The organism is Mesorhizobium sp. M1143 (genome assembly GCF_040318435.1).
GTDB lineage: Bacteria > Pseudomonadota > Alphaproteobacteria > Rhizobiales > Rhizobiaceae > Mesorhizobium.
In genome coordinates this window covers 44,985-68,778 of record NZ_JAMYMJ010000018.1, presented here as the reverse complement: position 1 = coordinate 68,778, position 23,794 = coordinate 44,985, and the positions used below count along the sequence as shown (strand labels likewise).

Genomic DNA, 23,794 nt, shown 5'->3' with positions numbered 1-23,794 from the left:
CGGCTTTTACGCGGTTTGCGTCAGGAGTCAATTGCGGCCAGGCACTCGCTTGCCCTGTACAATAGCGGCCGCAAGAAGTACGAACGCCCAAATAGTGTTTGGCTGGCGTGGCGCCAGCCCCGGCATGTGCTGCATGATGAGCCCATGCCCCGAATTCCGAAAGAGTGAGATGTCCAATTTCGAACGTATCGTTCCTGCGCTGGCAGAGGCGCTGGAAAAACGCGGCTATACCGAGCTGACGCCGGTGCAGAAGGCGGTGCTGGAACTCGGCGAGGCCGACGCTCTGGTGTCGGCGCAGACCGGCTCCGGCAAGACTGTCGCCTTCGGCCTGGCTTTGGCGCCGACCCTTCTTGGAAGCGCCGAGCGTTTTGACCAGGCTGGCGCACCGCTGGCGCTGGCCGTGGCGCCGACGCGCGAGCTCGCTCTGCAGGTGATGCGCGAATTGCAATGGCTCTACGCGCCGACCGGCGCCACCGTCGCGTCCTGCGTCGGCGGCATGGACATGCGTTCCGAACGGCGCGTGCTGGAGCGCGGCGCCCACATCGTCGTCGGCACGCCCGGCCGCCTGCGCGACCACATCACCCGCAACTCTCTCGACATGTCGGCGCTGAAAGCCGTGGTGCTGGACGAGGCCGACGAGATGCTCGACCTCGGCTTTCGCGAGGACCTCGAATTCATCCTCGATGCCGCACCGGCTCAGCGCCGCACGCTGATGTTTTCGGCCACCGTGCCGCGCTCGATCGCCACGCTGGCGCAAGGCTATCAGCGCGACGCCGTACGCATCTCGGCCGGCGGCGAGGAAAAGCAGCATCTCGATATCGAGTACCGGGCGCTGAATGTCGCCTATCCCGACCGCGAGAACGCCATCATCAACGTGCTGCGGTTTTACGAAGCGAAGAACGCGCTGGTGTTCTGCAACACCCGCGCCGCCGTCAATCATCTGACGGCGCGCTTCAACAACCGCAATTTTTCCGTCGTGGCGCTGTCGGGCGAGCTCAGCCAGAACGAACGCACCCACGCGCTGCAGGCGATGCGGGACGGCCGCGCCAAGGTCTGCATTGCCACGGATGTCGCGGCGCGCGGCATCGACCTGCCCAATCTCGAACTGGTCATCCACGCCGATCTGCCGACCAATCCCGAAACGCTGCTGCACCGCAGCGGCCGAACCGGCCGAGCCGGACGCAAGGGCGTCAGCGCGCTGATCGTGCCCAACGGCGCCCGCAAGCGCACCGAACGGCTGCTGCAGAATGCCGGGCTGAAGGCGACATGGGCGAGCCCGCCCTCCGCCGACGACGTCATCAAGCGCGACGACGAGCGCATCCTTGCCGATCCAGCCTTCGAAGAGCCGATTGCCGAGGACGAGCGCGGCTTCATCGACGCGCTTCTGGCCAAGCATGGCGCGGAACAGGTGGCCGCCGCCTTCGTGCGCCAATGCCGCGCCAGCCGCTCGGCGCCCGAGGAACTGACGGAGGTCGCGGCCTTCACGCCGTCGCGAGACAGACCGGCGGGCGAAAAATTCGAACGCCGCGACGAAGCGCCCAGCCGCCGCGACGATTTCGGCGACAGCGTCTGGTTCTCGCTGTCGATCGGGCGCAAGCAGAATGCCGAGCCGCGCTGGCTGATCCCGATGCTGTGCCGCACCGGCAACATCTCCAAGCGCGAGATCGGCTCCATCAAGATGCAGCAGGATGAGACCTACGTGCAGATCGCGGCCGACTGGGCCGATCGCTTCCTCGCCGCCGTCGGCCCCGACAAGAAATTGCAGGGCAACATTGCGGTGAAGCGCCTGGACGGCACGCCCGACCTGTCGCGGGCCGGCTACCAGGCGCCGAAGCCCGACAAGAAGCCGCATCGCGGCAAGCGCCCGTTCGAGGCGCCGCAAAGCGCACACAAGCCGAAATTCGAGAAGCGGGAACGGCCCCCCGGCGATGCAAAGCCTTGGGCCGGGAAACCGAAATTCGACAAGGCTGGACCGCCGAAGAACAAGAAACCGAAGAAGCGGCCGGTTTGAGGCTCTTATCGGCCAATTACAGATGTAGGCGCTGCCCCTCATTGCCCTGCCGGGCGTTTCTCCCCGTATAGTGACGGGGAGAAAGGGCTGACCGCAGCCTTGGCGCTCTTCTTGCAACGTTGGCGATTGGTGGAATCGTCGATAACAGCGACCCCTCTCCCCGCCACTATACGGGGAGAGGATGCCGGCAGGCAGGTGAGGGGCAGCGCCAACGCACCGGAAAATAAAGCAACTCATGCCTGAACCGTTCGCCCTCCATTTCGTCCACCCCCTTGCAGTCCGCCGCAACTTTGAACAGTCTGTGCCTGCACGGGGGCGAGGCTAAATGCGCGGCGAAGTTCTTCACTATGACGAGGCCCAGGGTTTCGGCTTCATCACCGGGGCGGACGGCAACCGCTACACCTTCGCGCGCGAGGATCTGCGCCGTGATACCGTGATCGCGAACGGCGCTGTGGTCGAGTTTCTGCCGGCAAGCGGTCAGGCGCGCGACGTTTTTTCAATCCGCGCCCAGCCCGCCAGTCCCGCCACCGCTGCGCCAGCGGCAAGCGCCGCGCCGCCCAAGGCGGCTGCCGCTTCAGCCGCCCCACAGCATTTCGGCCGCCTGGCGGAAGACGGCGCGGTTCGCGATAGCGGACTGCCGGGTTATTTCTGGCGAGGCGTGACGCGCAACTACATCAACTTCGCCGAACGCGCCCGCCGCAAGGAATTCTGGGGCTACTGCCTGTTCTGGACCGTCAGCTTCATCCTGGTCGGAATTGCCGGCGCCCTCGCCGACCAGGCCGTCGGCAATTTCGATGCCGGCAACTGGCCGATTGTGATGATCGGCGTCTGGGGGCTGTTTTGGCTAGCGACGTTCCTGCCCTGGGTCGGGCTCGTCGTGCGCCGCTTGCACGACATCGGCCTGACCGGCTGGCTGGCAATACCTTACTTCGCAATCACCTTCATGTTCGCTCCGGCTACGCTGATCCTCGCGCTGATACTCGGATTGATCCCGACCCAGGCCCACGAAAACCAGTGGGGGCCGGTGCCTGGAGGAGGCGGAGCCTAGACCCGCGCCAAGAAATGAGCAGCCGGCTGTTTGCGGACAGCCGTGCTATAACAATGGCTTAGGTCGCAGCCGGGAAGGCAGCTGCTGTTTTGACCGGACGAACGAAATATTTCTCTTGCCATTTAGTCTGTGCACAGACAATCTGTGCAATCATCAAATCGACGATCGAAAACGGATGATGGAGCCAAGACAAATGTGGACCAACGAGTACACCGCAATTTCCCCCCTTTCGGCGCAGGCCATCTGGAACGCGCTCAAGGCGCTGCACGAAGGCCGCCTCACCTACGAAGGCTCCGATACCTTCGTGCTGCACGGCCCGTTCGCCAAGGGCACCCGCGTCTCTGTAACGCCCGTCGGGCAGGACACCTTCGAATCGACGATCGTCGACCTCGTCGACGCTGTAACCTATGCCGACGAGACCTCTTCGGCGACACGAAACTGCTGTTCAGGCATACGCTGACGCCGGTCGAGGGTGGCACTCAAGTGACTCATCGCCTCGAGATTTCCGGCCCATCGGCCGCCGAGGTCGGACCAGAGCTCGGGCCGCAGATCAGCGGCGATTTCGACACTTCGATGGCTAAACTGTTCGAGCAGGCAATGGTGTTGGCGAACGGTGGCTGATCAAGGGGATCTGAACACGCGCTTCAGCGGACCATCCGAGAGCCCCGGCTTGCTGCTCTGGCGAACCACCATGCGCTGGCAGCGCGTCATGACGGCGGCGCTGGCCCCGCTTGACCTTACCCATGTCCAGTTCGTGCTGCTGGCTTCGGCGATGTGGCTCGGCCGCTATGGCGAGCCGCCCAACCAGGTCCAACTCGCCGCGCAGGCCGGCACCGAGGTGAAGATGACGTCGGACGTCGTCGCCCGGCTTGAGGCAAAGGGACTGATTGTGCGGGACACCGACCCGCGGGATTCCCGCGCCAAGGTGATCCGCGTCTCCACGACGGGGACGGCCGCAGTCCAGCGCGCTATCGTCGCCGTCGAAGCCGCCGACGCTGCTTTTTTCTCAACCGTGGATGAGGCGCAACTCGTCGGCCTGCTGAAACGGCTGGCCGGCGAGATCCGCTGAGTCGGCCGCTAAGCCAGGAACTTGGCGATGATGGCATCGCCCATTGCGACAGTGCCGACTTCGGTCATGCCCTCGGACAAAATATCCTTCGTCCGGAGCCCGTCGTCGAGCACGGCGGCTATTGCGCCTTCGAGCTTGTCGGCCTCATCGACCATGCCGAAGGAATATCGCATGCACATGGCAAACGACGCGATCATGGCGATCGGGTTGGCGATGCCCTGTCCGGCAATGTCGGGCGCCGAGCCATGCACCGGCTCGTACAGCGCCTTGCGCTTCCTGGTCTTCACATCGGGCGCGCCGAGCGAGGCCGACGGCAGCATGCCGATCGATCCGGTCAGCATGGCGGCGATGTCGGACAGCATGTCGCCGAACAGATTGTCGGTGACGATGACGTCGAACTGCTTTGGCCAGCGCACCAACTGCATGCCGCCGGCATCGGCCAGCATGTGGTCGAGCTTGACGTCGGCATAGCGAGTCTTCTGGGTCTGGGTGACGACCTCGTTCCACAGCACGCCGGATTTCATGACGTTGCGCTTTTCCATCGATGTCACGTGGTTCTTGCGCGTGCGCGCCAGCTCGAAGGCGACGCCCGAAATCCGCTCGATCTCGAACGTGTCGTAGACCTGCGTGTCGATCCCGCGCTTCTGGCCGTTGCCGAGATCGATGATCTGCTTCGGCTCGCCGAAATAGACGCCGCCGGTAAGCTCGCGCACGATCAATATGTCGAGGCCTTCGACCACCTCCTGCTTCAGCGAAGAGGACGCGGCCAGCGCCGGATAGCAGATGGCGGGCCGGAGATTGGCGAACAGCTCCATATCCTTGCGCAGCCGTAGCAACCCGGCCTCGGGACGCACCTCGTAAGGCACCTTGTCCCATTTCGGCCCGCCAACGGCGCCGAACAGAACCGCATCCGCAGCCATCGCCTTTGCCATGTCGGCGTCGGAAATCGCCGCGCCATGCGCGTCGTAAGCACAGCCGCCGACCAAGCCTTCATCAGTGGCAAAACCGCTGCCGAGCTTTGCGTTCATGGCCGCGATCAGCTTCTTCACCTCGGCCATCGCCTCGGGGCCGATGCCGTCGCCGGCGAGCAGGAGAAGATTTTTCGAAGCCATGGAGAACCGTCCCAATGCTGTTGGAGAAACCGCGGCCTTGCTAAACGCCAAGAGCTTGCAGCGCAAGGGGATGAAGAACGCTACGACGGCGCCCGCGTCTCAAGACCTGGGTTCCTCGCCGTGGCCAGAGGCGGGGGAGAGGAACAAATCACTTGTGCGACAAAATATTCACCAACCGGCCGAACGGATCGCGCACATAAAACCGCCGTACGCCCCAGGGTTCGTCGGCCGGACCATACTCGGCGGCAAAGCCGGCGGCCTTCATGCGTTGCAGCGCCGCATCGACATCGTCGACCTCGATGGAGAGGTCCGGCACCGGCGTGCCGGAGCCGCCCTGGGCCATGAAGCTGATCTGCACCTGCATCCGTGCGTCGGAGCCTAAGGTGACGATCCAGCCCTGATCCATCAGCACATCGAGGCCAAGCACGTCCTGATAGAAGCGTTTCGCCGCTGCCGCGTCTGGTGTCCCGATATTGGCCACGATGCGCCGGACCGTCATGGCTTTGCCTCCTCAAGCCGTACGCCGCAGCGCCGTGACTTCGATCTCGATCTTCATTTCCGGCTTGTTGAGCTGGCACACGATCATCGTCGCCGCCGGCCTGATCTCGCCGAAAGCCTCGCCGAGGATGGGGAAGACCACGTCCACGAAGGCCTGGTCGGTGATGTAGTAATGCGCCCGCACCACATCGGCCATGTCGAAGCCGCCATCCCTCAGCGCCTCGGCGATGGTCGCCAGACAATTGCGCGTCTGCGCCTCGACCGTCTCCGGCATGGTCATGGACGCGTAGTCGTAGCCGGTGGTTCCGGACACGAAACACCAATCGCCCTGCACCACCGCGCGCGAATAGCCGGCGGTCTTTTCGAAGGGGGAGCCGGTGGAGATGAGTGTGCGCATGGGGCCTCCTTGTGTTCGTAGGCGCCCGTCTAGCAGAGAAGGGCCGGGCGGGTCGTGGGCCAAACCGAGTGAATCGTTGTCACGAAGGCAAAGGCACAAACCTCGGGGATTAGCCGAATCCTCCGCGGCTTCGTCATCCTATGGCGAAGCAAGGAGCGAAGCGACGCGGCGCAGACCATAGGATCCATGCCGGGACGTCGGTGCGTCGCCACGGTGAAGAACTCTGATCCGCCGCGCGCCTCCGGCAACGGTCGCGGCATGGATCCTCGGGTCTGCGCTCCGCTACGCGTCGCTTCGCCCGTGGATGACGAAACCACGCAGGCGCAGCTGTGTCAGACCTAGTTCCCCTGCGCCTTGTCCATTGCTTCCTTCACATCGGCCGGCCAGGTCTTCACGTCAGGCCAGGCCTGCGGCTCACCGTCATCGCCGCGGCGGGCGAAGTAGAGCGTGTGCTTGGCCGGGTCGACCGCCATGAAACCGTCATTGCTGCCGCATGAGTGCGGCACGCAGCCGGTGGCGTAGAAGGCGCCCGACGCCGTCTTTTCGGTGCCGCCGCCGACCAGCAGGCTGGTCGCCATGTCGGGCATGGTGTCGCCGAGCAGCGTCTGCGCCGCCTTGTAGACGGCCTCATTGTGGAAGGCGTCGATGATGTTCTGGTATTTGGCCGGATCGACGTCCTTCCAGTCCGTACCCGGCTCCGGCGCGTAGGTCAGGTCGCCCGAGATCGTCAGCCCGTCGCTGGGTGACCATTGCAGCGCTTGCTTCGTATCGCCCGGCAACAGATACGGCACGAAATAGATGGCGTTGTCGGCCACCGCCGCCGGCGGCGCGCCGCATTCGTCCTGTTCGACCTTGAGGCTTTGTATCTCGCCGCCTTCCGGCTTCCAGACGATGACCTTGGCCGGGCCGCACTGGTTGCCGCCGTCGCCGACATCGACCAGCGCCACGTTGACGCCGCCGACCTTGACTGTTCTGTCGAAGAACACGTCGTAATTGCTGGCCAGCTGCTTGCCGTCATAGGCCAGCACCTTTTCGCCATCCTGCTCTGGCTTGGTAATGGTCAGCTGCCCGCCCTCGAACGGGACCGGCCCCTGGCTGTCATCGTCCGCCAGGGCCGCATTGCTCGACGCGCCCGGATCGGCGGACGGATCTTCTGCCGGCACGAGTATCTTGTCGGTCTGTGCTTGCGCGCCGGCCACCGGCATCAGCATCCACGCCAGCGCGCAGGCGCCGGCAAGAAGAAAACGTGTCATGACTGTCCCCTCCGTTCAGCCGCCACGAACCCGGCCTGCGACGGCCGGGTTATCGTCTTTGATCGTACTTGTCAGGCCCAGGGGCGCTCGGCGGCGTTCTTCTTCTCGAACGAGGCGATGGCGCCGGCCTTCTCCATGGTCAGGCCGATATCGTCGAGGCCGTTCAACAGGCAGTGGCGCTTGAAGTCGTCGAGGTCGAAGGTGACCACGCCGCCATCGGGTCCGCGGATTTCCTTGGCCTCGAGGTCGACCGACACCGTCGCATTGGAGCCGCGCGAAGCGTCGTCCATCAGCTTCTCCAGGTCTTCCGGGCTGACGGTGATCGGCAGAATGCCGTTCTTGAAGCAGTTGTTGTAAAAGATGTCGGCGAACGAGGTCGAGATGACGCAGCGAATGCCGAAATCGAGCAGCGCCCACGGCGCGTGTTCGCGGCTCGAACCGCAGCCGAAATTGTCGCCGGCGACCAGAATCTGCGCCTTGCGGTAGGCCGGCTTGTTGAGCACGAAGTCAGGGTTTTCCGAGCCGTCATCCAGGTAGCGCATTTCGGCGAACAGGCCGCTGCCGAGCCCGGTGCGCTTGATCGTCTTGAGATAATCCTTGGGGATGATCATGTCGGTGTCGACATTGACGATCGGCATCGGTGCGGCGACGCCGGTGAGCTTGGTGAATTTTTCCATGGCTTTTGCCCGTATTCTTGTTGCGGGGATTGCTGGCGCTCCGTTTACACAAAGCCGAGCGCAAATAAAAGGCAACTGTTCGTGCGCGATGCTGGCGGCGGACCCGCCCCGTCTCGACCGGGGGCCTCCAGCATACAACTGGCGCTCTTCCCCTGAGCTACGGGCCGCCGCGATGGCTGTATCATGCCACACGTCAAAACTGAACCTGGAAAAACGGCTTCGAAATCGCGTGGCCTTGGTGCAATCTGGCCATCATGACTAAGCGGTCCCGCATTCTTTACGCCAGCGAGCCAAAACTCGACGTCGCCGAATTCCGCCGCGTGCTGGTCGAATCCGCGCTCGGCGAAACACGCCCCGTCGATGACGACGCCCGGCTGCAGGGGATGCTTTCGGGCGCGAACCTGGTGCTCACCGCACGGCTCGACATCGAAGGCAGGCCGCTGATCGGCGTTATCAGGGCCATCACCGACTTTTCCTGGGTGTGCTACGTCTCAGAGCTCGCCGTATCGCAATCGGTGCAAGGCCTCGGCATTGGCAAGGGGTTGATGGACGCCGCGCGGCGCGAGCTCGGACCATCGGTCGCCATCAGCCTGATCTCGATGCCCGACGCCGTCGGCTTCTATGAACGCATCGGCATGACGCGCATGGCCGAGGCGTTCTGGTTTTCACGCAAGCACTGACAGCGCATCCGGCGCAATCGCCGATCGGGACCGGCAGTCAAGGCGGGCAAGGTTCTTGGGCGATGCGGAACGGTGTTCAGGGCCCTCCGGAGCAACGCCTCCTTGGCACCCTTGACCCGCGCTTGATCCGGTCCACATCCCCAGCATGGGAAACTGCCGATCTCTGATAGGCACCGCCGGCTGGGGAATTCCGGGGCGATACAAGGCTGACTTTCCGGAGTCCGGGTCGCATCTCGAACGCTACGCAAAACGCTTTTCGATCGTCGAAATCGACACCTCGTTCTACAAGCCGCACCGCCGCGTGACCTATGAGCGCTGGGCACGCTCGGTGCCCGAGCACTTCCGCTTCGCCGTCAAGACGCCTAGGAGCATGACCCATGAGCATCGCCTCGCCGATTGCGAGGCGCTGACTGAGGACTTTCTCGGGCAGGTCGAAGGTCTCGGCGAAAAGCTGAGCGTGCTTCTGGTGCAGCTGCCGCCAAGCCTGCCCTTCGAGCCGGAGGTCGCCGGCGGCTTTTTCGACATGCTGAGCAAGCGTAGCCAGGCAAGACTGGTATGCGAGCCGCGCCATCCCAGCTGGTTCAGTTGCGAGGCCGACGCACTCCTTGTCGACAACCGGATCACGCGCGTTGCCGCCGACCCGGCCCCGGTCCCTGAGGCGGCGATGCCAGGCGGCTGGACTGGCCTTGCCTATTTCCGCTGGCACGGCGCGCCTCGTGTCTACTATTCGGATTACGACGCCGAAAGCCTCCACCGGTTTGGTCGGCAAGTGGACGCAGCGGTCGCTTCCGTCGCCGAGGTCTGGGGGATTTTCGACAATACGGCCAGTGGGCATGCGCTGGGCAATGCGCTGGCTGTCGGTGCGATGGTGGAGTAGCGCTGCTTCTTCCTTCTCCCCTTGTGGGAGAAGGTGGATCGGCGCGATAGCGCCGAGACGGATGAGGGGTGTTCCAGCAGAGTGAGACGTTGGCTTTCCCTGGAACACCCCTCATCCGTCGCCTTCGGCGACACCTTCTCCCACAAGGGGAGAAGGGGAACCCAGCGCCCTTCAAATCACATTCAATTCCCGGAACGCCCTGCCCTCAGCCACGCGGCTGTACCCAAACGCCGAGCAATCCACCGTGCGATAACCGCCATGGACGATCAACTCCGCCAGCGCCTTGCCGACCGCCGGCGCCTGCTGCAGGCCATGCCCCGAAAACCCGTTGGCGAAGATGAAATTGTCGACCTCGGGATGCGGTCCGATCACCGCGTTCTGGTCGAGCGTGTTGTAGTCGTAGTGGCCGGCCCAGGCGCGTGTCGGCTTGATCGCCTCGAAGGCGGGGATGCGGGTTGCCAGCACCGGCCAGATCACCTCTTCGAACAACGGCCAGTCGACGTCGAAATCAGCTGGGTCGGCGGGACCGTCGCCCTCTTCCGGCTCGGCGCCACCGCTGAGATAGACCGAGCCTTCCGGCCTGACATAGATGCCGGAGGGATCGACCAGAAGCGGCATGTCGGCGTATTTTTCCCGCGCCTCGAAGACGAAGACGTTGCGCTTGCGCGGCTCGACCGGCAGCGCGAGCCCGGCAAGAGCGGCGACCTTGCCGGCATTCGGCCCGGCGGCGTTGACGACGATGCCGGCTTGCAGTCTTTCGCCATTGTCGAGGTCCACGCCGGTGACGCGGTTGCCCTGCCTCTCAATGCCGGTGACGTCGGCGGCGATGAAATCGATTTGTCTGTCGCGCAGCGCCTTGCGGAACAGCGTCAGCATCGCATGAGCGTCGAACCAGCCCTCGCCGCTGGCGCCGAAGGCGCCGGCGCTGATGCCTTCCGTCGACAGCCACGAAAAGCGCTTTGCCAGCTGGTCGGCGTCCTCGAGCAGAATGTCGGCGCCCTCGGCGACCTGCGCCTCGTGGTTGGCTTTCAGGATCGGCAACCCGGCCTCGCCGGCCAGGATGAGATAGCCGCCTTCGCGAAAACCGATATCGGCATCGGTGCCGAAGGTCTCCTTCAGTCGCCGGAACAGGTTTAGCGTGAACTGCGACAGCCGGATATTTTCCGGAATCGAGAATTGCTGACGGATCGAGGCCATGGACAGCGTCGTTGCCGCATGGGCGAATTGCGGGTCGCGTTCGATCAGCGCGATGGAGCCGGAAAAGCCTTCCTCGCGCAGATAATAGGCGACCGAGGAGCCGACGATGGCTCCGCCGATGATGACGGTGTCGTAGCGCACTTTGTTCTCCAATCCGGCCGCCGGCATCCTTCACGCCGCCGGCACAATGATCTCGAAGCGCGTGCCGCGCCCGGAGTCAACCAGCGCGATCGTGCCATCATGCGCTTTCAGGAGGGCCAGCACTATGCCGAGGCCCATGCCGGTCCCGCCGGACTCGCGCCGCGTGGTGAAGAACGGCTCGAAAATGCGTGCCCTGTTGCTCGGCGAGATGCCGGCGCCGTCGTCGCTGACTGCAATGGTCACCTTGCCCTCGGCGCTGCCAGCCGCCAGCAAAACCTGGGTCGCGCCGTGCCTGGCCGAATTGTCGATCAGGTTGGCAAGCAGGATCGCCGCATTCTCGGCCGAGATGCGCAGACCGATTTCGCCGCCCGTCTCGATGGTAACAGCCAGCCTGCCGTCCACCGGCAGCAATGCCAGCGCCGCATCAAGCGATGTGCTCTCGCCGCTCGGCGCCAGGTTTTCCGCGCGTGCCAGGTCGAGCAGGCGCCGTACCAGCAGATTGAGCCTTCCGGCATCGGTGACGATGTTGCCGGAAAACCGTTTGCGTTCGACGGCATCCATCGCCTCGCCGGAATCGCGCAACAGTTCCGCCGCGCCCTGGATCGCCGTCAGCGGCGATTTGAGCTCGTGCGAGACATGGGTGGCAAAGGTCTGGATCGAGTCGGAGCGCGCCTGCAGCTTTTCGGCCATGTCGAGAAAGGCCGCGGACAGCTCGGCCATTTCGCGCGTGCCGTGATGGTCGAGCGGCCGGATCGCGTCGCGGTCGCCGGCGGCGATGCGCCTCGTGCGCTCCATCAGCGCGTAGATCGGCCGGCTCACGGTGCGCAGGAACACCAGCGCGATCAGCAGCGTGCCAGAGAGCATGGCGATGGCCGCCAGCGTCACCTTGCCGCGTTCGCCATAGAGATGCTTGACGATGTTGTTCGGCGTTCGAGACAGGTAGATCACGCCGGCGACATGGCCGTCGACCGCGATCGGCATGGCGACAAAGACGCGAACTTTCGTGCCGCGGCTGACCGAATAGAGGGGCGGTGGCGGCTGGTCGGGAATTCTTTGTCTCAACACGCTGGCGTAGTGGCCGGCAAGGGCGGTGCGCACCTCTTCGACATTGGCCAGCGATAGTCCGACCTCGTCGCGCCCTGCAATGACAACGCCGCGCGGATCGAGCAGCCGGAAGCCGGCCAGCGTGGTTTTTTGCGTCGTGTCGAGAATGCCGGACAGGCTGGCGCCGATCGCCGCGAAGGCTGGATCGATGGCCGCGGCGATGCCGGCGGGTCGGGTCGGCAGCAGGTAGTCGGAAGCGAGATCGAGGCTCGGCTCGATCGGCTGGTAAGGCGAGTCGTCGCCGCGGCTGGCATCGCCGCTGTCAGCCTGCATCGGCACCCCTAGCTTCTCCGGGGCAATGGCGGCGTCACTGATATTCTGTGCATAGATGGCGGCGATGATGGCGCCTTGCGCGATCAACTCGCCCTCGGTCTGGCGGATCAGCTGGTTTTCATAAAGCCGGAAGAAGAACAGGCCGACCAGCGGCAGCGCCAGCACCATGATGAGGATGGCGAGAACCACCGTGGCCAGCCTTGGCCGCCATTTGGTGCCGATCCATTTGGCGTCGCTCAGGCGCCGCATCGGCCGAGCCGGAAACCGACACCATGCACGGTTTCAATGGCGTCGAGACAGCCCGCCGCCGCCAGCTTGGCGCGGATGTTGCGGATGTGGCTATCGACGGTACGGTCGGCGACGTGGATGTTGGCGGCATAGGCGCTGGCGACCACCAGGTCGCGGCCCAGCACATGCGCCGGCCGCGCCAGAAATCCCCTGAGGATCGAGAACTCGATCGCCGTCAGCGCCAGCGCCTTGCCGTCGAAACTGGCGCCGTGGCTGGCCGGCACCAGGCTGAGCTTGCCATGCGCAAAGTTCTTGTCACCGGCGGGGTCCGGGGCCACCGGGCGGGCGCGGCGCAGGATGACGTTGACGCGCGCCACCAGCTCGCGCGGGCTGAACGGCTTGGTCACATAGTCGTCGCCGCCCATTTCCAGCCCGAGGATGCGGTCGATCTCCTCGTCTCGCGCCGACAGGAACAGTACCGGCACATCGGAGCGCTGCCTCAGCCGCCGGCAGACTTCCAGCCCGTCCATCTCCGGCATGCCGATGTCGAGCACGACGAGATCGGGCACGCGGCGCTCGATCGCCTGCAGGGCCGCGGCGCCGTCGGACACGGCTTGCGTCTTCATCCCGGCCTTTTCCAGCGCAAAGCAGATGATCTCGCGTATGTGCGGATCGTCGTCGGCGACCAGGATCTGATGCGGCATGGATCTAACGGTCCGGCACTGAAGGTTGCGAGGGCTGGGTAGGTGGAGGAAGCACGAGCGGACCTCTCTTGTCGAGAACCTGCACGAGCCTCCAGCCGCGAAAGCTCCAGGCGCGCCACTGCCTCTGCTCGGCGATAGTGTCGTCGATCATCATTTGATCGGCCAGATAGGTGGTTTGGTTTCCGAATTGGTGCATGTAGAGGCGGTCCAGCGCCGGCATGGCGGCAGCGCCGAGCGAGCGCAGATATTCGGTATCGATAGGCGTGCCGTCGCCGGTCATTTCAAGGGAATGGTCGACATTGAAATTGGCGATCGTTGCGGCGAAGTTGATGAAGCAGCAGGCATAAAGCGTCGCCGATAACGTCGCAAGATTGGCGGAGAGCAGCCATTCGTTGGATTTTCCAAGCGCGATGCGGGCAATGATCAATGCAAGCCCTGACGCCACCAACCCCATCCAGACGAAGGCGGCGATGCGCCAGTAGGTCAGTGCATAGACGCCGATATAGAGATCGAGCCTGAGAATCGACGAGATGACCAGCACGATGTTCTGCGTCACCCAGGCATAGACCAGCCGGCGGATCAGCGGATCGCCTGAGGTTTCGCTGCCCGGCCGCAGCGCCGCCAGCACGAAGCCGGCGGCCAGCAGCGCCGTGGCGATCAGCGGATAGGCACCGCGATGCGCATAGGCGGCATAGCTCAACCCGTCCGGCAGGGCGACCCCACCCCAGAGATAGGCTGCGTCGAGCCCCGTCTGCAGCGCAAACAAGGCGTTGAAGACGATCAGCGCGCGCAGGATCGCGGCCTTGCCGAAGACGACGGCCTCGATCGTTGTGGATTTTTGCACGGCCGGCGCGGTCACGGCTGCAGACGGCGTCAAAGGTGGAAGGCGGCGCAGGAAACGCGGCAGGCGAGGCCGCAGGAAAGCCCAGACGCCGGCGAGCACGAGCAGCCAGAAGACGATCCGCGCCAGCTGGATGAGATCGAGCAGCTTCATCAGGTCGATCAGCGACAGCCAGTATTCGATAACCGGGTTGGCGGCGCCGAACAAAAGCAGGAACACCGCGCCCAGCGTCACCGGCATGACCCAGACGGTGATGGACGCCAGGCGGATGCGGCGGCCGCCAAGCCGGCGCACCGTGCGGCGCCATTGGAAATTCACGGATAAGGCGTAGCGGCGCCGCCAGCAGGAACAGCGCGACCTGGCCGGCAATGCGGGCGATGCCGTGCCGTAGCCGCCCGGACAGGGACAGCGCAAACACGATCAACGCCAAAAGCGCGATCGCGACCGACAGCACGCTGACATTTTCAGCCAGCGGCAGCAACGCGACGAACAGGGCTGCCGGCTTGAGCCACGGCCTCATGGAGTTCAGGGCGGACGGATGCACGACGACGACCGCGCCGGCGATCAGGATGGCAAACAGCAGCACCGTGATCCCGGCGGGCTGGCCGTAAAAGAAAAAATCCGCCAGCGCCACGAGCAGGACGGTGATGCCGAAGCGGCTGGAAAAGCTTGCAAACGATGTCATGCGCGGATTTTCCTGATGGGCTGGGTCCGCTCGGCCGGTGGGCGGATAAAAGGGAGCAGGCTTGCCTCCAGGCAAAGGCCGGCCTCCGTGCGAGGCGGATCGACCAGCCACCAGCTTTCGCTGCGCAGGCGATAGGGCAAGGACCAAAGGTGAGCGTTTCGCTGTTGCATGCCGCTGTTGTCACGGGCTCGCATGGAAACGGCGGGGCGGAGCGGAGGAGGTTTTCCGCAGGGATGTGCAGTTTTCGTGCAGGACCTGCGCTTACGGCCGGGGTGCTCCCCCCCAATCTTTCCGGACGTTGGCGCTGTCCCAGCCAGGCTCCTTTCCTCTCCCTCCGGAGGGGGGAGAGGTGGCTCGGCGAAGCCGAGACGGAGTGGGGGAACCACCTGGCAATCGCCGCGAACGGACACAGGAAGGGCATTCGGTGCAAACATCGCCTCGCCTTGCGCCCCAAGGGTCGACATCCACTCCGTCGATCCTCACTCCGTCGAGCTTCGCTCGACACCTCTCCCCCGATCGACGGGGGAGAGGAAAGGCCCCCCTTCCGCAACTGCTGCGGGACGGGCGGGGCAGCGCAAGCTTTCGCGGTTGGCTCGTCATCAGGTACCGGTCGGACGCTTGCCTCCCCCGCCCACACGCGGCATAGATCGGCCATGACAAGCGAACCTTACCGCCCGCGCCGCTCGGTGCTTTACGTCCCCGCCTCCAACGACAAGGCGCTGGCCAAAATCGCGACGCTGGCCTGCGATGCGGTGATCATCGACCTCGAGGACGCCGTTGCGCCCGCCGACAAGGTCGCCGCGCGGGACAAATTGGCCGGCATTTTCGCCAGCCGACCAGTTGCCAATCAGCATGGGCGCCGCTGCGAAATGATCGTGCGCGTCAACGCGCTGTCCAGCGAATGGGGCACTGAAGACCTGCTCGCCGCGGCAAAATTCGAGCCCGACGGCATCCTGTTGTCCAAGGTCGCCACGCCGCGCGATATCCTCGAAGTCGGCGACGTGCTCGACGATAATTTTGCCCCCGACAGCGTCAAGCTCTGGGCGATGATCGAGACGCCCAAGGCCATGCTCAACATCGGCGCCATTGCCGAACTCGGCCGCGACCCGGCCTCGCGCCTAGCTTGTTTCGTGGCCGGAACGAACGATCTGGTCAAGGAAACCGGCATTCTGGCGACGCCTGATCGGCGCTACCTCGTGCCTTGGCTGATGCAGATGGTGCTGGCGGCGCGGGCCGGCGGCATCGACATGCTCGACGGCGTCTCCAACGATTTTCGCGACCTCGACGCGTTTGCGCGCGAATGCACGGAAGACGCTGCCATGGGGTTCGATGGCAAGACGCTGATCCACCCCGCCCAGATCGAAACCGCCAACCGAGCCTTTGCTCCCGCGCCCGAAGCTCTGGCCGAGGCGCGCGCGGTGAAGGATGCCTTCGCCTTGCCAGAAAATGCCGGCAAGGGCGTGATTGCTTTGAACGGCAGGATGGTCGAGCGGCTGCACCTGGCGCAGGCCGAGAAATTGCTGGCGAAGGCCGCCGCCATCGGCGCATGATCCGCCCCGAAAAGACGAACTCACGACAGGATCTGACCCATGAGACTTTACCGCTTTTTGTCCGCCCCCGACGATTCAACCTTCTGCCACAAGGTGACCGCGGCGCTGAACAAGGGCTGGCACCTGTACGGCTCGCCGACCTACGCCTACGACAAGAAGACCAAATCGATGCGCTGCGGCCAGGCGGTGGTGAAGGATATCGACGGCCAGGAATACGGGCCGGATACGAAGCTGAGTGATTGGTAGGCGAGCTTTGCCAGCCTGTTGTCTAAGACAGCGCTAGGCTGCCTCGGCAATATCAAGACGCACTGTAAGTCCGGCCTGTGTGGCCAGATTGATCAAGGTGTCCAGACTAAAATTCGCGATCCTGCCCCGCAGAAGATCGCTAAGGCGTGGCTGGGTAATCCCGAGCCGGTTGGCTGCTTCGGCTTGGGTAACGTCCCAACTCCGCACCCGCTGTTCGATCGCGATCAGCAAATTGGAGCGCATAGTCATGTTGGCGGACTGAGCCGGGGTGTCTTCCAGCGCATCCCAGACATTTCCAAAGCTTTGACGTTCCATGAGCATGTCTCACTGAATTTGCCTGAACCGCGATGCGGCAAGAGCCAGGTCTCGTTTCGCCGTCTGTTGCGTCTTCTTCTGGAAGGCGTGCAAGACAAAGACGGCGTCACCTATGCTGGCGACGTAAAGCACCCGGATCGCGCCAGCATCGTCTCGGACACGGATTTCCCGTACGCCTAGGCCTATCGTCGTCATCGGCTTCCAATCGCTTGGCTCAAATCCGAGTTGAACCTTGTGCAGTTGAACGCCCGTTTCCTTGCGCACCGCCTCTGGAAAAGCCCGGAGCTTGGCAAGAGAATCTCCAAGAAACTCCAGTCGCTTGGTCGGCATACAGGCTTTATATCAAAACTTGTATAATTTCACAAGCAGGCTCGCCACCTGAATATCGCACAGCCTTACTCCGCCGCCTCTTCAAGCTTTTCCATATCGTCGTCCGACAGGCCGAAATGGTGACCGATCTCGTGGATCAGCACATGGGTGACGATGTCGCCCAGCGTCTCTTCGTTCTCGGCCCAGTAGTCGAGGATGGCGCGGCGGTAGAGGGTGATGCGGTTCGGGCCTTCGCCGGTCTGCGGGTTCCAGCGCTCGGCGATGCCGCGGCCCTCGAACAGGCCGAGCAGGTCGAACGGCGTCTCCAGCGACAGATCGTCCATGATCTCGTCGGTCGGGAATTCGGCGATCATGATGACGATCTCGCCGGTCAGCTTGCGAAAATCGTCCGGCAGATGTGCGTACGCCTCCAGCGCCAGAAACTCGATCTCCTCGATCGAAGGCGAGAGTTCATCGTGCCAGGTGCGGGTCTTGTAGATGCGGGCCATGCTTTGTCCTTTGATCCCGGCATATAGGCTTTCCCTCCGGACTCGGCAAATGGACGGGTCCCTGGCCAATGACTGTTTCTTTGCACCGAATGACTGCGACCAAAGTCCAAGGTTGGCCTCGCCACCTTTGATCAAGGAATAAATTCCTTCTGACTCCGCTTGACTCTTCCGGCACCCTCTGGAATCTATAGGAACATAACAGGAACAATTGTGAGAGAAATTGACCGTCATGGCGACATCAGCCGTGGCGCGGGAGACTGTTTTTGCCCTGCGCCGCCAGATCGCGAAGATCGAGGGAACGCTGCCCGAGCGCCTGGCTGCGCCGGCCAGCGAGCGGCCTCGTGCGCGTGCTGAGGGCTGTCTCCACGCCGCGCCTGAACCCGCTTCCGATGTCACCATCATCCGGCGCGGGCTTGCCGTGGCTTCGCCGGATGCTTTCCTGCCCACCGGCGTCGAACGCCTCGATGCGGCCCTCAGCGGCGGCCTGCCGAAAGCCGCCTTGAGCGAAATCCACGGCCTTGAGACCCGCAATGCCGGGGCCGTCGCCGGCTTTGTGCTGTCGCTGGTCAGCCTGATCCTCAAGGGCCAGCCCTTGCCCGTGCTGTGGATCGGCACGTCGGAGATTTTTCGCGAGGCCGGCTTTCCCTATGCCAGGGGAGTGCAGGGCATGTTCGGTATCGCACCGGAGCAGTTGCTGTTTTCCGAGGCGCCGAAACTCACCGATGCGCTGTGGGTAGCCGAGGAGGCCGCGAAGATGACGGCGCTCGCCGCAATCATCCTCGAAATCCGTGGCAGCCCGCAGCGGCTCGACCTCACCGCGACGCGCCGGCTGCACGCGCGCGCCCAAAACGCCGGCCGGCCGGTGTTCCTGCTGCGCCAGGCCGGCGAAGCCGAGCCGACCGCCGCCCCGGTGCGCCTCATCGTGTCGGCTGCACCAGCGGCGAGCCGCCGGACGATCGCCGGGTCGCTCGCCGGCTCGATCGGCCGGCCTGCCTTCACCGTCAGCATCGGCAAGAGCCGCACCGCTCTGCCTGGACAATTCACACTGGAGTGGAACCCCGATGAACACGCATTCGAAGAAAGAAAGCCCCGCGAAAAACGGGCAGAGAATTCTGTCGCTGTGGTTCCCGCATCTGGCGGCAGAACGGATCCTGCGCCAGCGCCTGGGACGGTCGTGGCGTTCCCGGCCTTCGGATCATCTGCCGCCATCTCACCCACCGCTCGTGATCAGCCATCGCGACCGCAACGCCCAGCGCATATCGGCCCTCGACGAGCGGGCTGAGGCGCTGCATCTGAAGCCTGGCATGGGCATTGCCGATGCGCGCGCCATGCATCCCTCGATCGACATCGTCGAGGCCGATCCGGACGCCGATCGCCGGCTGCTCGAAGGCCTCGCCGACTGGTGCGATCGCTATACGCCGCTGGTGGCGCTCGACGGTACTGATGGCCTTTATCTCGACGTCACCGGCTGCACGCATCTGTTCGGCGGCGAGCGCGCCATGCTGGACGACATCCTTGCGCGGTTTTTCCAGCAGGGTTTCGATGTCCGCGCCGGGTTGGCCGCGACGCCGGGTGCAGCCTGGGCGGCGGCGCGCTTCTGCGGCAACCGCATCGTTGTCTCCGGCGAGGAGGAAGCGCTGCTCACCCCCTTGCCGCTGGCGGCACTGCGCATCGAGGCCGATATCCGCGCCAGCTTGGAAAGCGTCGGCCTGCGGACCGCCGGCGCGGTCATGGCAGCGCCGCGCGCGCCGCTCGCCCGTCGCTTCGGCGCGACCTTGCTGTTGCGGCTCGACCAGGCGCTCGGCCGCCTCGACGAGGCGGTATCGCCGCGCCTGCCCGTGGCCCCGCTTTCGGTCGAACGCCACCTGGCCGAGCCGGTCGTGCTGACCGCCGAGATCGAACGGCTGGTGCTCTTGCTGGCGGTGACGCTGAAGGCCGATCTCGAACGCCGCGGCGAGGGCGCAAGGATGCTGGCGCTGCTTTTGTTTCGCGTCGACGGCGCTGTCAGCCGCATCGCTGTCGGTACCTCGCGACCGTTGCGCGAACCCAAGCTTATCCAGCGCCTGTTCCATGAGCGGCTGGCCGCGCTCGAACAGGACATCGATGCCGGCTACGGCTTCGACCTGGTGCGGCTTTCGGTGCTGGCGGCCGCCGGCTTCGACATGCAGCAGGCCGATTTGACCGGCGAGACCGAGGATGACGGCGCCGACATGGCACTCTTTGCCGACCGCATCCGCGCCAGGCTCGGCGACAGTGCGGTGCTGAAACCGGTCGCCCTCGAGAGCCATCTGCCGGAGCGCGCCATCGCCACCATCCCGTTCTCGGAAGCGCCACAACGCAAAACACCGCTCAGGAAGCCGGGCTCGAAAGACGCGCCGCGCGCAACCATCTTCCCGCCGGAACGGCCGATCCGGCTGTTCCGTTCGCCCGAGCCGATCGAGGTGCCGGCCACCGAAATGCCTGAGGGTCCGCCGATGAATTTCCGCTGGCGCCGCGCGCTCTACCGGGTCGCGCGCGCCGAGGGGCCGGAACGCATCGCGCCGGAATGGTGGCGTGAAACGTCAAGCGATCCGCTCACATCGACGCGTGACTATTTCCGGATCGAGGATGCCGACGGCCGCCGCTACTGGCTCTACCGGCAAGGCCTCTATGGCAACCCGCAGGTGCCGCCGCGCTGGTTCATGCATGGGGTCTTCGCATGAACGCGCTGACCGTCATCCCCTATGCGGAATTCGGCATCCAGTCGAACTTCTCCTTCCTGCGCGGCGCCTCCAAGCCGGAGGAGCTGGTGGTGGCGGCCAAATTCCTCGGCTTTTCCTCGATCGGACTGGCAGACCGCAACACGGTGGCCGGCGTCGTGCGCGCCTGGCAGCAGGCCAAGGTCGAGAAGCTCGCCTATCACCCCGGTTGCCGCCTGGTGTTCGGCGACGGCACGCCGAACATTCTCGCCTATCCGCAGAACCGCAAGGGCTGGGGCCATCTCTGCCGCATGCTGACGCAAGCCAATTTGCGCGATGAAAACGAGAAGGGCGCGACCCTTCTCCAGCGCAGCGACCTGCTCGAATGGGGCGACCTGCTGTCGCTGGCGGTGCTGCCGGATCTCTCGGCGAATGCCGACGATCCCCTGGCATTGGTCCGTCAACTGAAAGACCGTTTCGGCGCTAATTTGCGGCTAGGCATGGCGCCGGATTATCGCGGCAATGACCGTTTCCGCATCGAGCAGGCGGCGGGCATGGCGGACATCGCCGGCGTGCCGCTGATGGCGACCAACGACGTGCTTTATCACAGCGCCGAGCGCCGCTCGCTGCAAGATGTGCTCACCGCCATCCGCCTCAATTTGCCGGTCGCCGAGGTCGGGCTGGAGCTGACGGCCAACGCCGAGCGCCATCTGAAGCCGCCGCTGGAAATGGCCCGTCTCTTCCGCCGCCATCCACGGGCGCTGGCCGAGACGCTGCGCTTTGCCGGCGAACTGACCTTCTCGCTCAGCGACCTCCAGTACAATTATCCCGACGAGCCGACGCAATCAGGGCTTGGGCCGCAGGCCGAGCTAGAGCGTCTGGCCAGGGAGGGGGCCGCCACGCGCTATCCGGCGGGCGTCCCCGCTTCCGTCTTGCAGCGCATCAGTGAAGAGCTCGCTCTGATCGAGCGTCTGAATTATGCGCGCTATTTCCTGACCGTTTACGACATCGTCCAGTTCGCCCGCAATGAGGGCATTCTGTGCCAGGGCAGAGGCTCGGCCGCCAACTCGATCGTCTGCTACTGCATCGGCATCACCGAGGTCGGCCCCGAGCGCATCGACACGTTGTTCGAGCGCTTCATTTCCGAGGAGCGCAACGAGCCGCCCGACATCGACGTCGATTTCGAGCATGAGCGGCGTGAGGAGGTGATCCAGTATATCTACTCCAAATACAGCGCCAAGCGCACCGCGCTGGCTGCCGCCGTCATCAGCTATCGCGGCCGCTCGGCGCTGCGCGAGGTGGCCAAGGCCATGGGCCTGTCGGACGATGTCCGCATTGCGCTCTCCAGTTCGATCTGGGGCTGGTCGACCTCGGAGCTCGGCGAGAAGGAGGCGCATGCCGGCGGCCTCGACCGCAACGAGACCTCGACCCGTCACGTGATCGCCCACGCCAACGAGATCATGGGCTTTCCCCGGCATCTGTCGCAGCATGTCGGCGGCTTCGTCATTACCCGCGACCGGCTCGACGAGATCGTCCCCATCGTCAAGACGGCGATGGAGGCGCGCAAGATGGTCGAGTGGGATAAGGACGATCTCGACGCGGTGAAGATCCTGAAGGTGGATATTCTGGCGCTTGGCATGCTGACCTGCCTGAAGCGCGCCTTCACCTTGCTCACCGACCATTATCCGAAGACCCGGGATGATTACGGCCGACCCTATGTGCTGGCCACCCTGCCGCCGGAAGAGAACGACGTGTACGACATGATCTGCCGCGCCGACACGCTCGGCGTCTTCCAGATCGAATCGCGCGCGCAGATGTCGATGCTGCCGCGTCTACGCCCGCGCGAATTCTACGACCTGGTCATCGAGGTGGCGATCGTGCGGCCCGGCCCGATCCAGGGCGACATGGTGCACCCCTATCTGCGCCGTCGGCAGGGCAAGGAAGCGGCTGAATATCAAAAGCCAGAGCTGGAGGCTATTCTCAAGAAGACACTCGGCGTGCCGCTGTTTCAGGAACAGGCGATGAATATTGCAATCGTCGCCGGTGGTTTCAAACCCGGCGAAGCCGACGAACTACGCCGCGCCATGGCCACCTTCAAGCGCACCGGCACCATCGGCAATTACCGCCAGCGCATGATCGACGGCATGGTCGGCAAGGGATACACCAAGGACTTCGCCGAGCGCTGCTTCAAGCAGATCGAAGGCTTCGGCGAATACGGCTTTCCCGAAAGCCACGCCGCCTCCTTCGCTTTGCTCGTCTATGCCTCCTGCTGGTTCAAGACCTTTTATCCCGACGTGTTCTGCGCCGCGATCCTGAATTCGCAGCCGATGGGGTTTTACCAGCCGGCCCAGCTGGTGCGCGACGCGCGCGACCATGGCGTCGATATCCGCGACGTCGACGTCAATTTTTCCGACTGGGACTGCACCCTGGAGAAAGCCCAATTCGATCCGGGCCGCATCCTGGGGCGCCATGCCGAAATGCGCGGTGTCATCAAGACCCGGTACGCCGTCCGGCTTGGCTTCCGTCAGATCAAGGGCTTGGCCGAGAAGCGTATGGAAGCTTTCACCGCGCGGCGCGGCGCCGGCTATACAAGCGTCAGGGATGTCTGGCTGCGCTCGGGCCTCGATGTCGGCGAAATCGAAAGACTGGCGCAGGCTGACGCCTTCCGCTCACTCGGCCTCGATCGTCGTGAAGCCTTGTGGGCGGTGCGCGCGCTGGATGGCAAGAGCGCCGCCGAACGGCTGCCGCTGTTCGACCAGCCGGCGATCCGGCTGCGCGAACTCGAGCCCGAGACAAAACTGCCGACAATGCCGCTCGGCGAGCACGTCATCCACGACTACCGCGCGCTCGGCCTGTCGCTGAAGGCGCATCCGGTCGCCTTCCTGCGCGAGCGGCTCGACCGCGCCGGCGTCATTCCCAATGCCAATCTCGGCTCGGTGCGCGACGGCAGGCGGGTCTCGGTCGCCGGCCTGGTGCTGGTGCGGCAGCGGCCCGGCAAGGGCAATGCGATCTTCCTGACGCTGGAAGACGACAAGGCCGTCGCCAACGTCATTTTCTGGGAGCGGACCTTTACCCGTTTCCGGCCCATCGTCATGGGCGCGCGCTTCGTCAAGGTCACCGGCAAGCTGCAGTCGGAATCCGACGTCATCCACATCGTCGCCGAGAAGATCGAGGATTTGACGCCGTGGCTGACGGTGCTGCTGGAAGAGATGACGCCGGCTGCCCGGCCCGACATTGCCACCCTCTCGGACAAAGCTGAAAGGGTCATGCCCAAGGGGCGGAATTTTCAGTAGGCAAGTGCAGGGCGGTCGGGAGCCCATGACATTAATGCCGGCAAGGGCAGAGGGGGGCGCGAAGGATCGCCAACAGAATGGCTTCTTAGGCTGAGGTCC

The 23,794-nt window shown here is 64.3% G+C and carries 24 protein-coding genes and 1 pseudogene; 13 read left to right on the top strand and 12 right to left on the bottom strand.

Going from position 1 to position 23,794, the window contains the following annotated elements; translation table 11 throughout:
* The first annotated feature begins 169 nt into the window (after positions 1–169).
* The 5 genes from NKH35_RS15055 to NKH35_RS15035 all read left to right on the top strand — a co-directional run bounded on the left by NKH35_RS15055 (position 170) and on the right by NKH35_RS15035 (position 4,128).
* Positions 170–2,011: a DEAD/DEAH box helicase gene (locus NKH35_RS15055; RefSeq protein WP_023710257.1), complete on the top strand. Its 1,842-nt coding sequence runs from the start codon at positions 170–172 to the stop codon at positions 2,009–2,011.
* Between the two features lie 325 nt (positions 2,012–2,336).
* Positions 2,337–3,059, top strand: coding sequence for a DUF805 domain-containing protein (locus tag NKH35_RS15050; RefSeq protein WP_023683826.1), 723 nt, complete (start codon positions 2,337–2,339; stop codon positions 3,057–3,059).
* 193 nt (positions 3,060–3,252) lie between these two features.
* Positions 3,253–3,519, top strand: coding sequence for a hypothetical protein (locus NKH35_RS15045; RefSeq protein WP_023683825.1), 267 nt, complete (start codon positions 3,253–3,255; stop codon positions 3,517–3,519).
* A 23-nt stretch (positions 3,520–3,542) separates the two neighbouring features.
* Positions 3,543–3,680: a hypothetical protein gene (locus tag NKH35_RS15040; RefSeq protein WP_023683824.1), complete on the top strand. Its 138-nt coding sequence runs from the start codon at positions 3,543–3,545 to the stop codon at positions 3,678–3,680.
* A 70-nt stretch (positions 3,681–3,750) separates the two neighbouring features.
* Positions 3,751–4,128 (top strand): MarR family winged helix-turn-helix transcriptional regulator, encoded by a 378-nt coding sequence (locus tag NKH35_RS15035; protein WP_023683823.1) that lies wholly within the window; start codon positions 3,751–3,753, stop codon positions 4,126–4,128.
* A gap of 8 nt (positions 4,129–4,136) precedes the next feature.
* Here the strand turns inward: NKH35_RS15035 and leuB are convergent, their stop codons facing one another.
* From leuB to leuD, 5 genes are all read right to left on the bottom strand, one after another.
* Complete coding sequence (gene leuB, locus NKH35_RS15030) at positions 4,137–5,240, bottom strand: 3-isopropylmalate dehydrogenase (RefSeq protein WP_023683822.1); 1,104 nt, start codon at positions 5,238–5,240, stop codon at positions 4,137–4,139.
* Positions 5,241–5,388: 148 nt separating this feature from the next.
* Complete coding sequence (locus NKH35_RS15025) at positions 5,389–5,739, bottom strand: VOC family protein (protein WP_023732860.1); 351 nt, start codon at positions 5,737–5,739, stop codon at positions 5,389–5,391.
* Positions 5,740–5,751: 12 nt separating this feature from the next.
* A complete protein-coding gene (locus NKH35_RS15020; protein ID WP_023732859.1) occupies positions 5,752–6,135 on the bottom strand; it encodes a RidA family protein in 384 nt (127 codons plus the stop codon).
* A gap of 338 nt (positions 6,136–6,473) precedes the next feature.
* The gene (locus NKH35_RS15015) at positions 6,474–7,388 is read right to left on the bottom strand and encodes an Ivy family c-type lysozyme inhibitor (RefSeq protein ID WP_023732858.1); all 915 of its coding nucleotides are present in this window, start codon (positions 7,386–7,388) and stop codon (positions 6,474–6,476) included.
* A 71-nt stretch (positions 7,389–7,459) separates the two neighbouring features.
* Positions 7,460–8,065 (bottom strand): 3-isopropylmalate dehydratase small subunit, encoded by a 606-nt coding sequence (leuD, locus tag NKH35_RS15010; RefSeq protein WP_023732857.1) that lies wholly within the window; start codon positions 8,063–8,065, stop codon positions 7,460–7,462.
* A 254-nt stretch (positions 8,066–8,319) separates the two neighbouring features.
* On the opposite strand from leuD, the gene NKH35_RS15005 reads away from it, so the two are divergent.
* Positions 8,320–8,745, top strand: a complete 426-nt coding sequence (locus NKH35_RS15005; protein ID WP_023732856.1) for a GNAT family N-acetyltransferase — start codon at positions 8,320–8,322, stop codon at positions 8,743–8,745.
* A gap of 145 nt (positions 8,746–8,890) precedes the next feature.
* Positions 8,891–9,622, top strand: a complete 732-nt coding sequence (locus NKH35_RS15000; protein ID WP_023732855.1) for a DUF72 domain-containing protein — start codon at positions 8,891–8,893, stop codon at positions 9,620–9,622.
* A gap of 171 nt (positions 9,623–9,793) precedes the next feature.
* Here the strand turns inward: NKH35_RS15000 and NKH35_RS14995 are convergent, their stop codons facing one another.
* From NKH35_RS14995 to NKH35_RS14980, 4 genes and pseudogenes are all read right to left on the bottom strand, one after another.
* Positions 9,794–10,960 carry an NAD(P)/FAD-dependent oxidoreductase gene (locus tag NKH35_RS14995; protein ID WP_352915157.1) on the bottom strand — a complete coding sequence of 389 codons (1,167 nt, stop codon included), beginning with the start codon at positions 10,958–10,960 and terminating at the stop codon, positions 9,794–9,796.
* 30 nt (positions 10,961–10,990) lie between these two features.
* Positions 10,991–12,586, bottom strand: a complete 1,596-nt coding sequence (locus NKH35_RS14990) for a HAMP domain-containing sensor histidine kinase (RefSeq protein WP_023732853.1) — start codon at positions 12,584–12,586, stop codon at positions 10,991–10,993.
* Positions 12,574–13,269 (bottom strand): response regulator transcription factor, encoded by a 696-nt coding sequence (locus tag NKH35_RS14985; RefSeq protein ID WP_023671682.1) that lies wholly within the window; start codon positions 13,267–13,269, stop codon positions 12,574–12,576. The genes NKH35_RS14990 and NKH35_RS14985 overlap by 13 nt, the downstream gene beginning before the upstream one ends.
* A 4-nt stretch (positions 13,270–13,273) precedes the next feature.
* Positions 13,274–14,744 (bottom strand): annotated as a pseudogene (locus NKH35_RS14980) (DUF4153 domain-containing protein).
* On the opposite strand from NKH35_RS14980, the gene NKH35_RS14975 reads away from it, so the two are divergent.
* The 3 genes from NKH35_RS14975 (at position 14,649) to NKH35_RS14965 (ending at position 16,591) form a co-directional block, all read left to right on the top strand.
* Positions 14,649–14,930, top strand: coding sequence for a hypothetical protein (locus NKH35_RS14975; protein ID WP_352915150.1), 282 nt, complete (start codon positions 14,649–14,651; stop codon positions 14,928–14,930). The pseudogene NKH35_RS14980 and the gene NKH35_RS14975 sit on opposite strands and share 96 nt — an antisense overlap.
* A 518-nt stretch (positions 14,931–15,448) precedes the next feature.
* The gene (locus tag NKH35_RS14970) at positions 15,449–16,345 is read left to right on the top strand and encodes an HpcH/HpaI aldolase/citrate lyase family protein (RefSeq protein WP_023732851.1); all 897 of its coding nucleotides are present in this window, start codon (positions 15,449–15,451) and stop codon (positions 16,343–16,345) included.
* A 39-nt stretch (positions 16,346–16,384) separates the two neighbouring features.
* A complete protein-coding gene (locus NKH35_RS14965) occupies positions 16,385–16,591 on the top strand; it encodes a DUF1737 domain-containing protein (protein WP_023673921.1) in 207 nt (68 codons plus the stop codon).
* Between the two features lie 33 nt (positions 16,592–16,624).
* Here the strand turns inward: NKH35_RS14965 and NKH35_RS14960 are convergent, their stop codons facing one another.
* From NKH35_RS14960 to NKH35_RS14950, 3 genes are all read right to left on the bottom strand, one after another.
* Entirely contained in the window at positions 16,625–16,906 is a 282-nt protein-coding gene (locus NKH35_RS14960) for a helix-turn-helix domain-containing protein (protein WP_023732850.1), read from the bottom strand.
* A 9-nt stretch (positions 16,907–16,915) separates the two neighbouring features.
* On the bottom strand, positions 16,916–17,236 hold the full coding sequence (locus tag NKH35_RS14955) for a type II toxin-antitoxin system RelE/ParE family toxin (RefSeq protein ID WP_023732849.1): 321 nt from the start codon (positions 17,234–17,236) through the stop codon (positions 16,916–16,918).
* A gap of 65 nt (positions 17,237–17,301) precedes the next feature.
* A complete protein-coding gene (locus tag NKH35_RS14950; RefSeq protein WP_023673918.1) occupies positions 17,302–17,724 on the bottom strand; it encodes a metallopeptidase family protein in 423 nt (140 codons plus the stop codon).
* Positions 17,725–17,953: 229 nt separating this feature from the next.
* Here NKH35_RS14950 and NKH35_RS14945 point away from each other — a divergent pair, with 229 nt between their 5' ends.
* The 3 genes from NKH35_RS14945 to NKH35_RS14935 are packed head-to-tail and all read left to right on the top strand — an operon-like array spanning position 17,954 to position 23,695.
* Positions 17,954–19,006, top strand: a complete 1,053-nt coding sequence (locus tag NKH35_RS14945; RefSeq protein ID WP_023732848.1) for an ImuA family protein — start codon at positions 17,954–17,956, stop codon at positions 19,004–19,006.
* Positions 18,948–20,426: a DUF6504 family protein gene (locus NKH35_RS14940; protein ID WP_023732847.1), complete on the top strand. Its 1,479-nt coding sequence runs from the start codon at positions 18,948–18,950 to the stop codon at positions 20,424–20,426. Before NKH35_RS14945 ends, NKH35_RS14940 begins: the two co-directional genes overlap by 59 nt.
* Positions 20,423–23,695, top strand: a complete 3,273-nt coding sequence (locus NKH35_RS14935; RefSeq protein WP_023732846.1) for an error-prone DNA polymerase — start codon at positions 20,423–20,425, stop codon at positions 23,693–23,695. The genes NKH35_RS14940 and NKH35_RS14935 overlap by 4 nt, the downstream gene beginning before the upstream one ends.
* Positions 23,696–23,794: the final 99 nt, after the last annotated feature.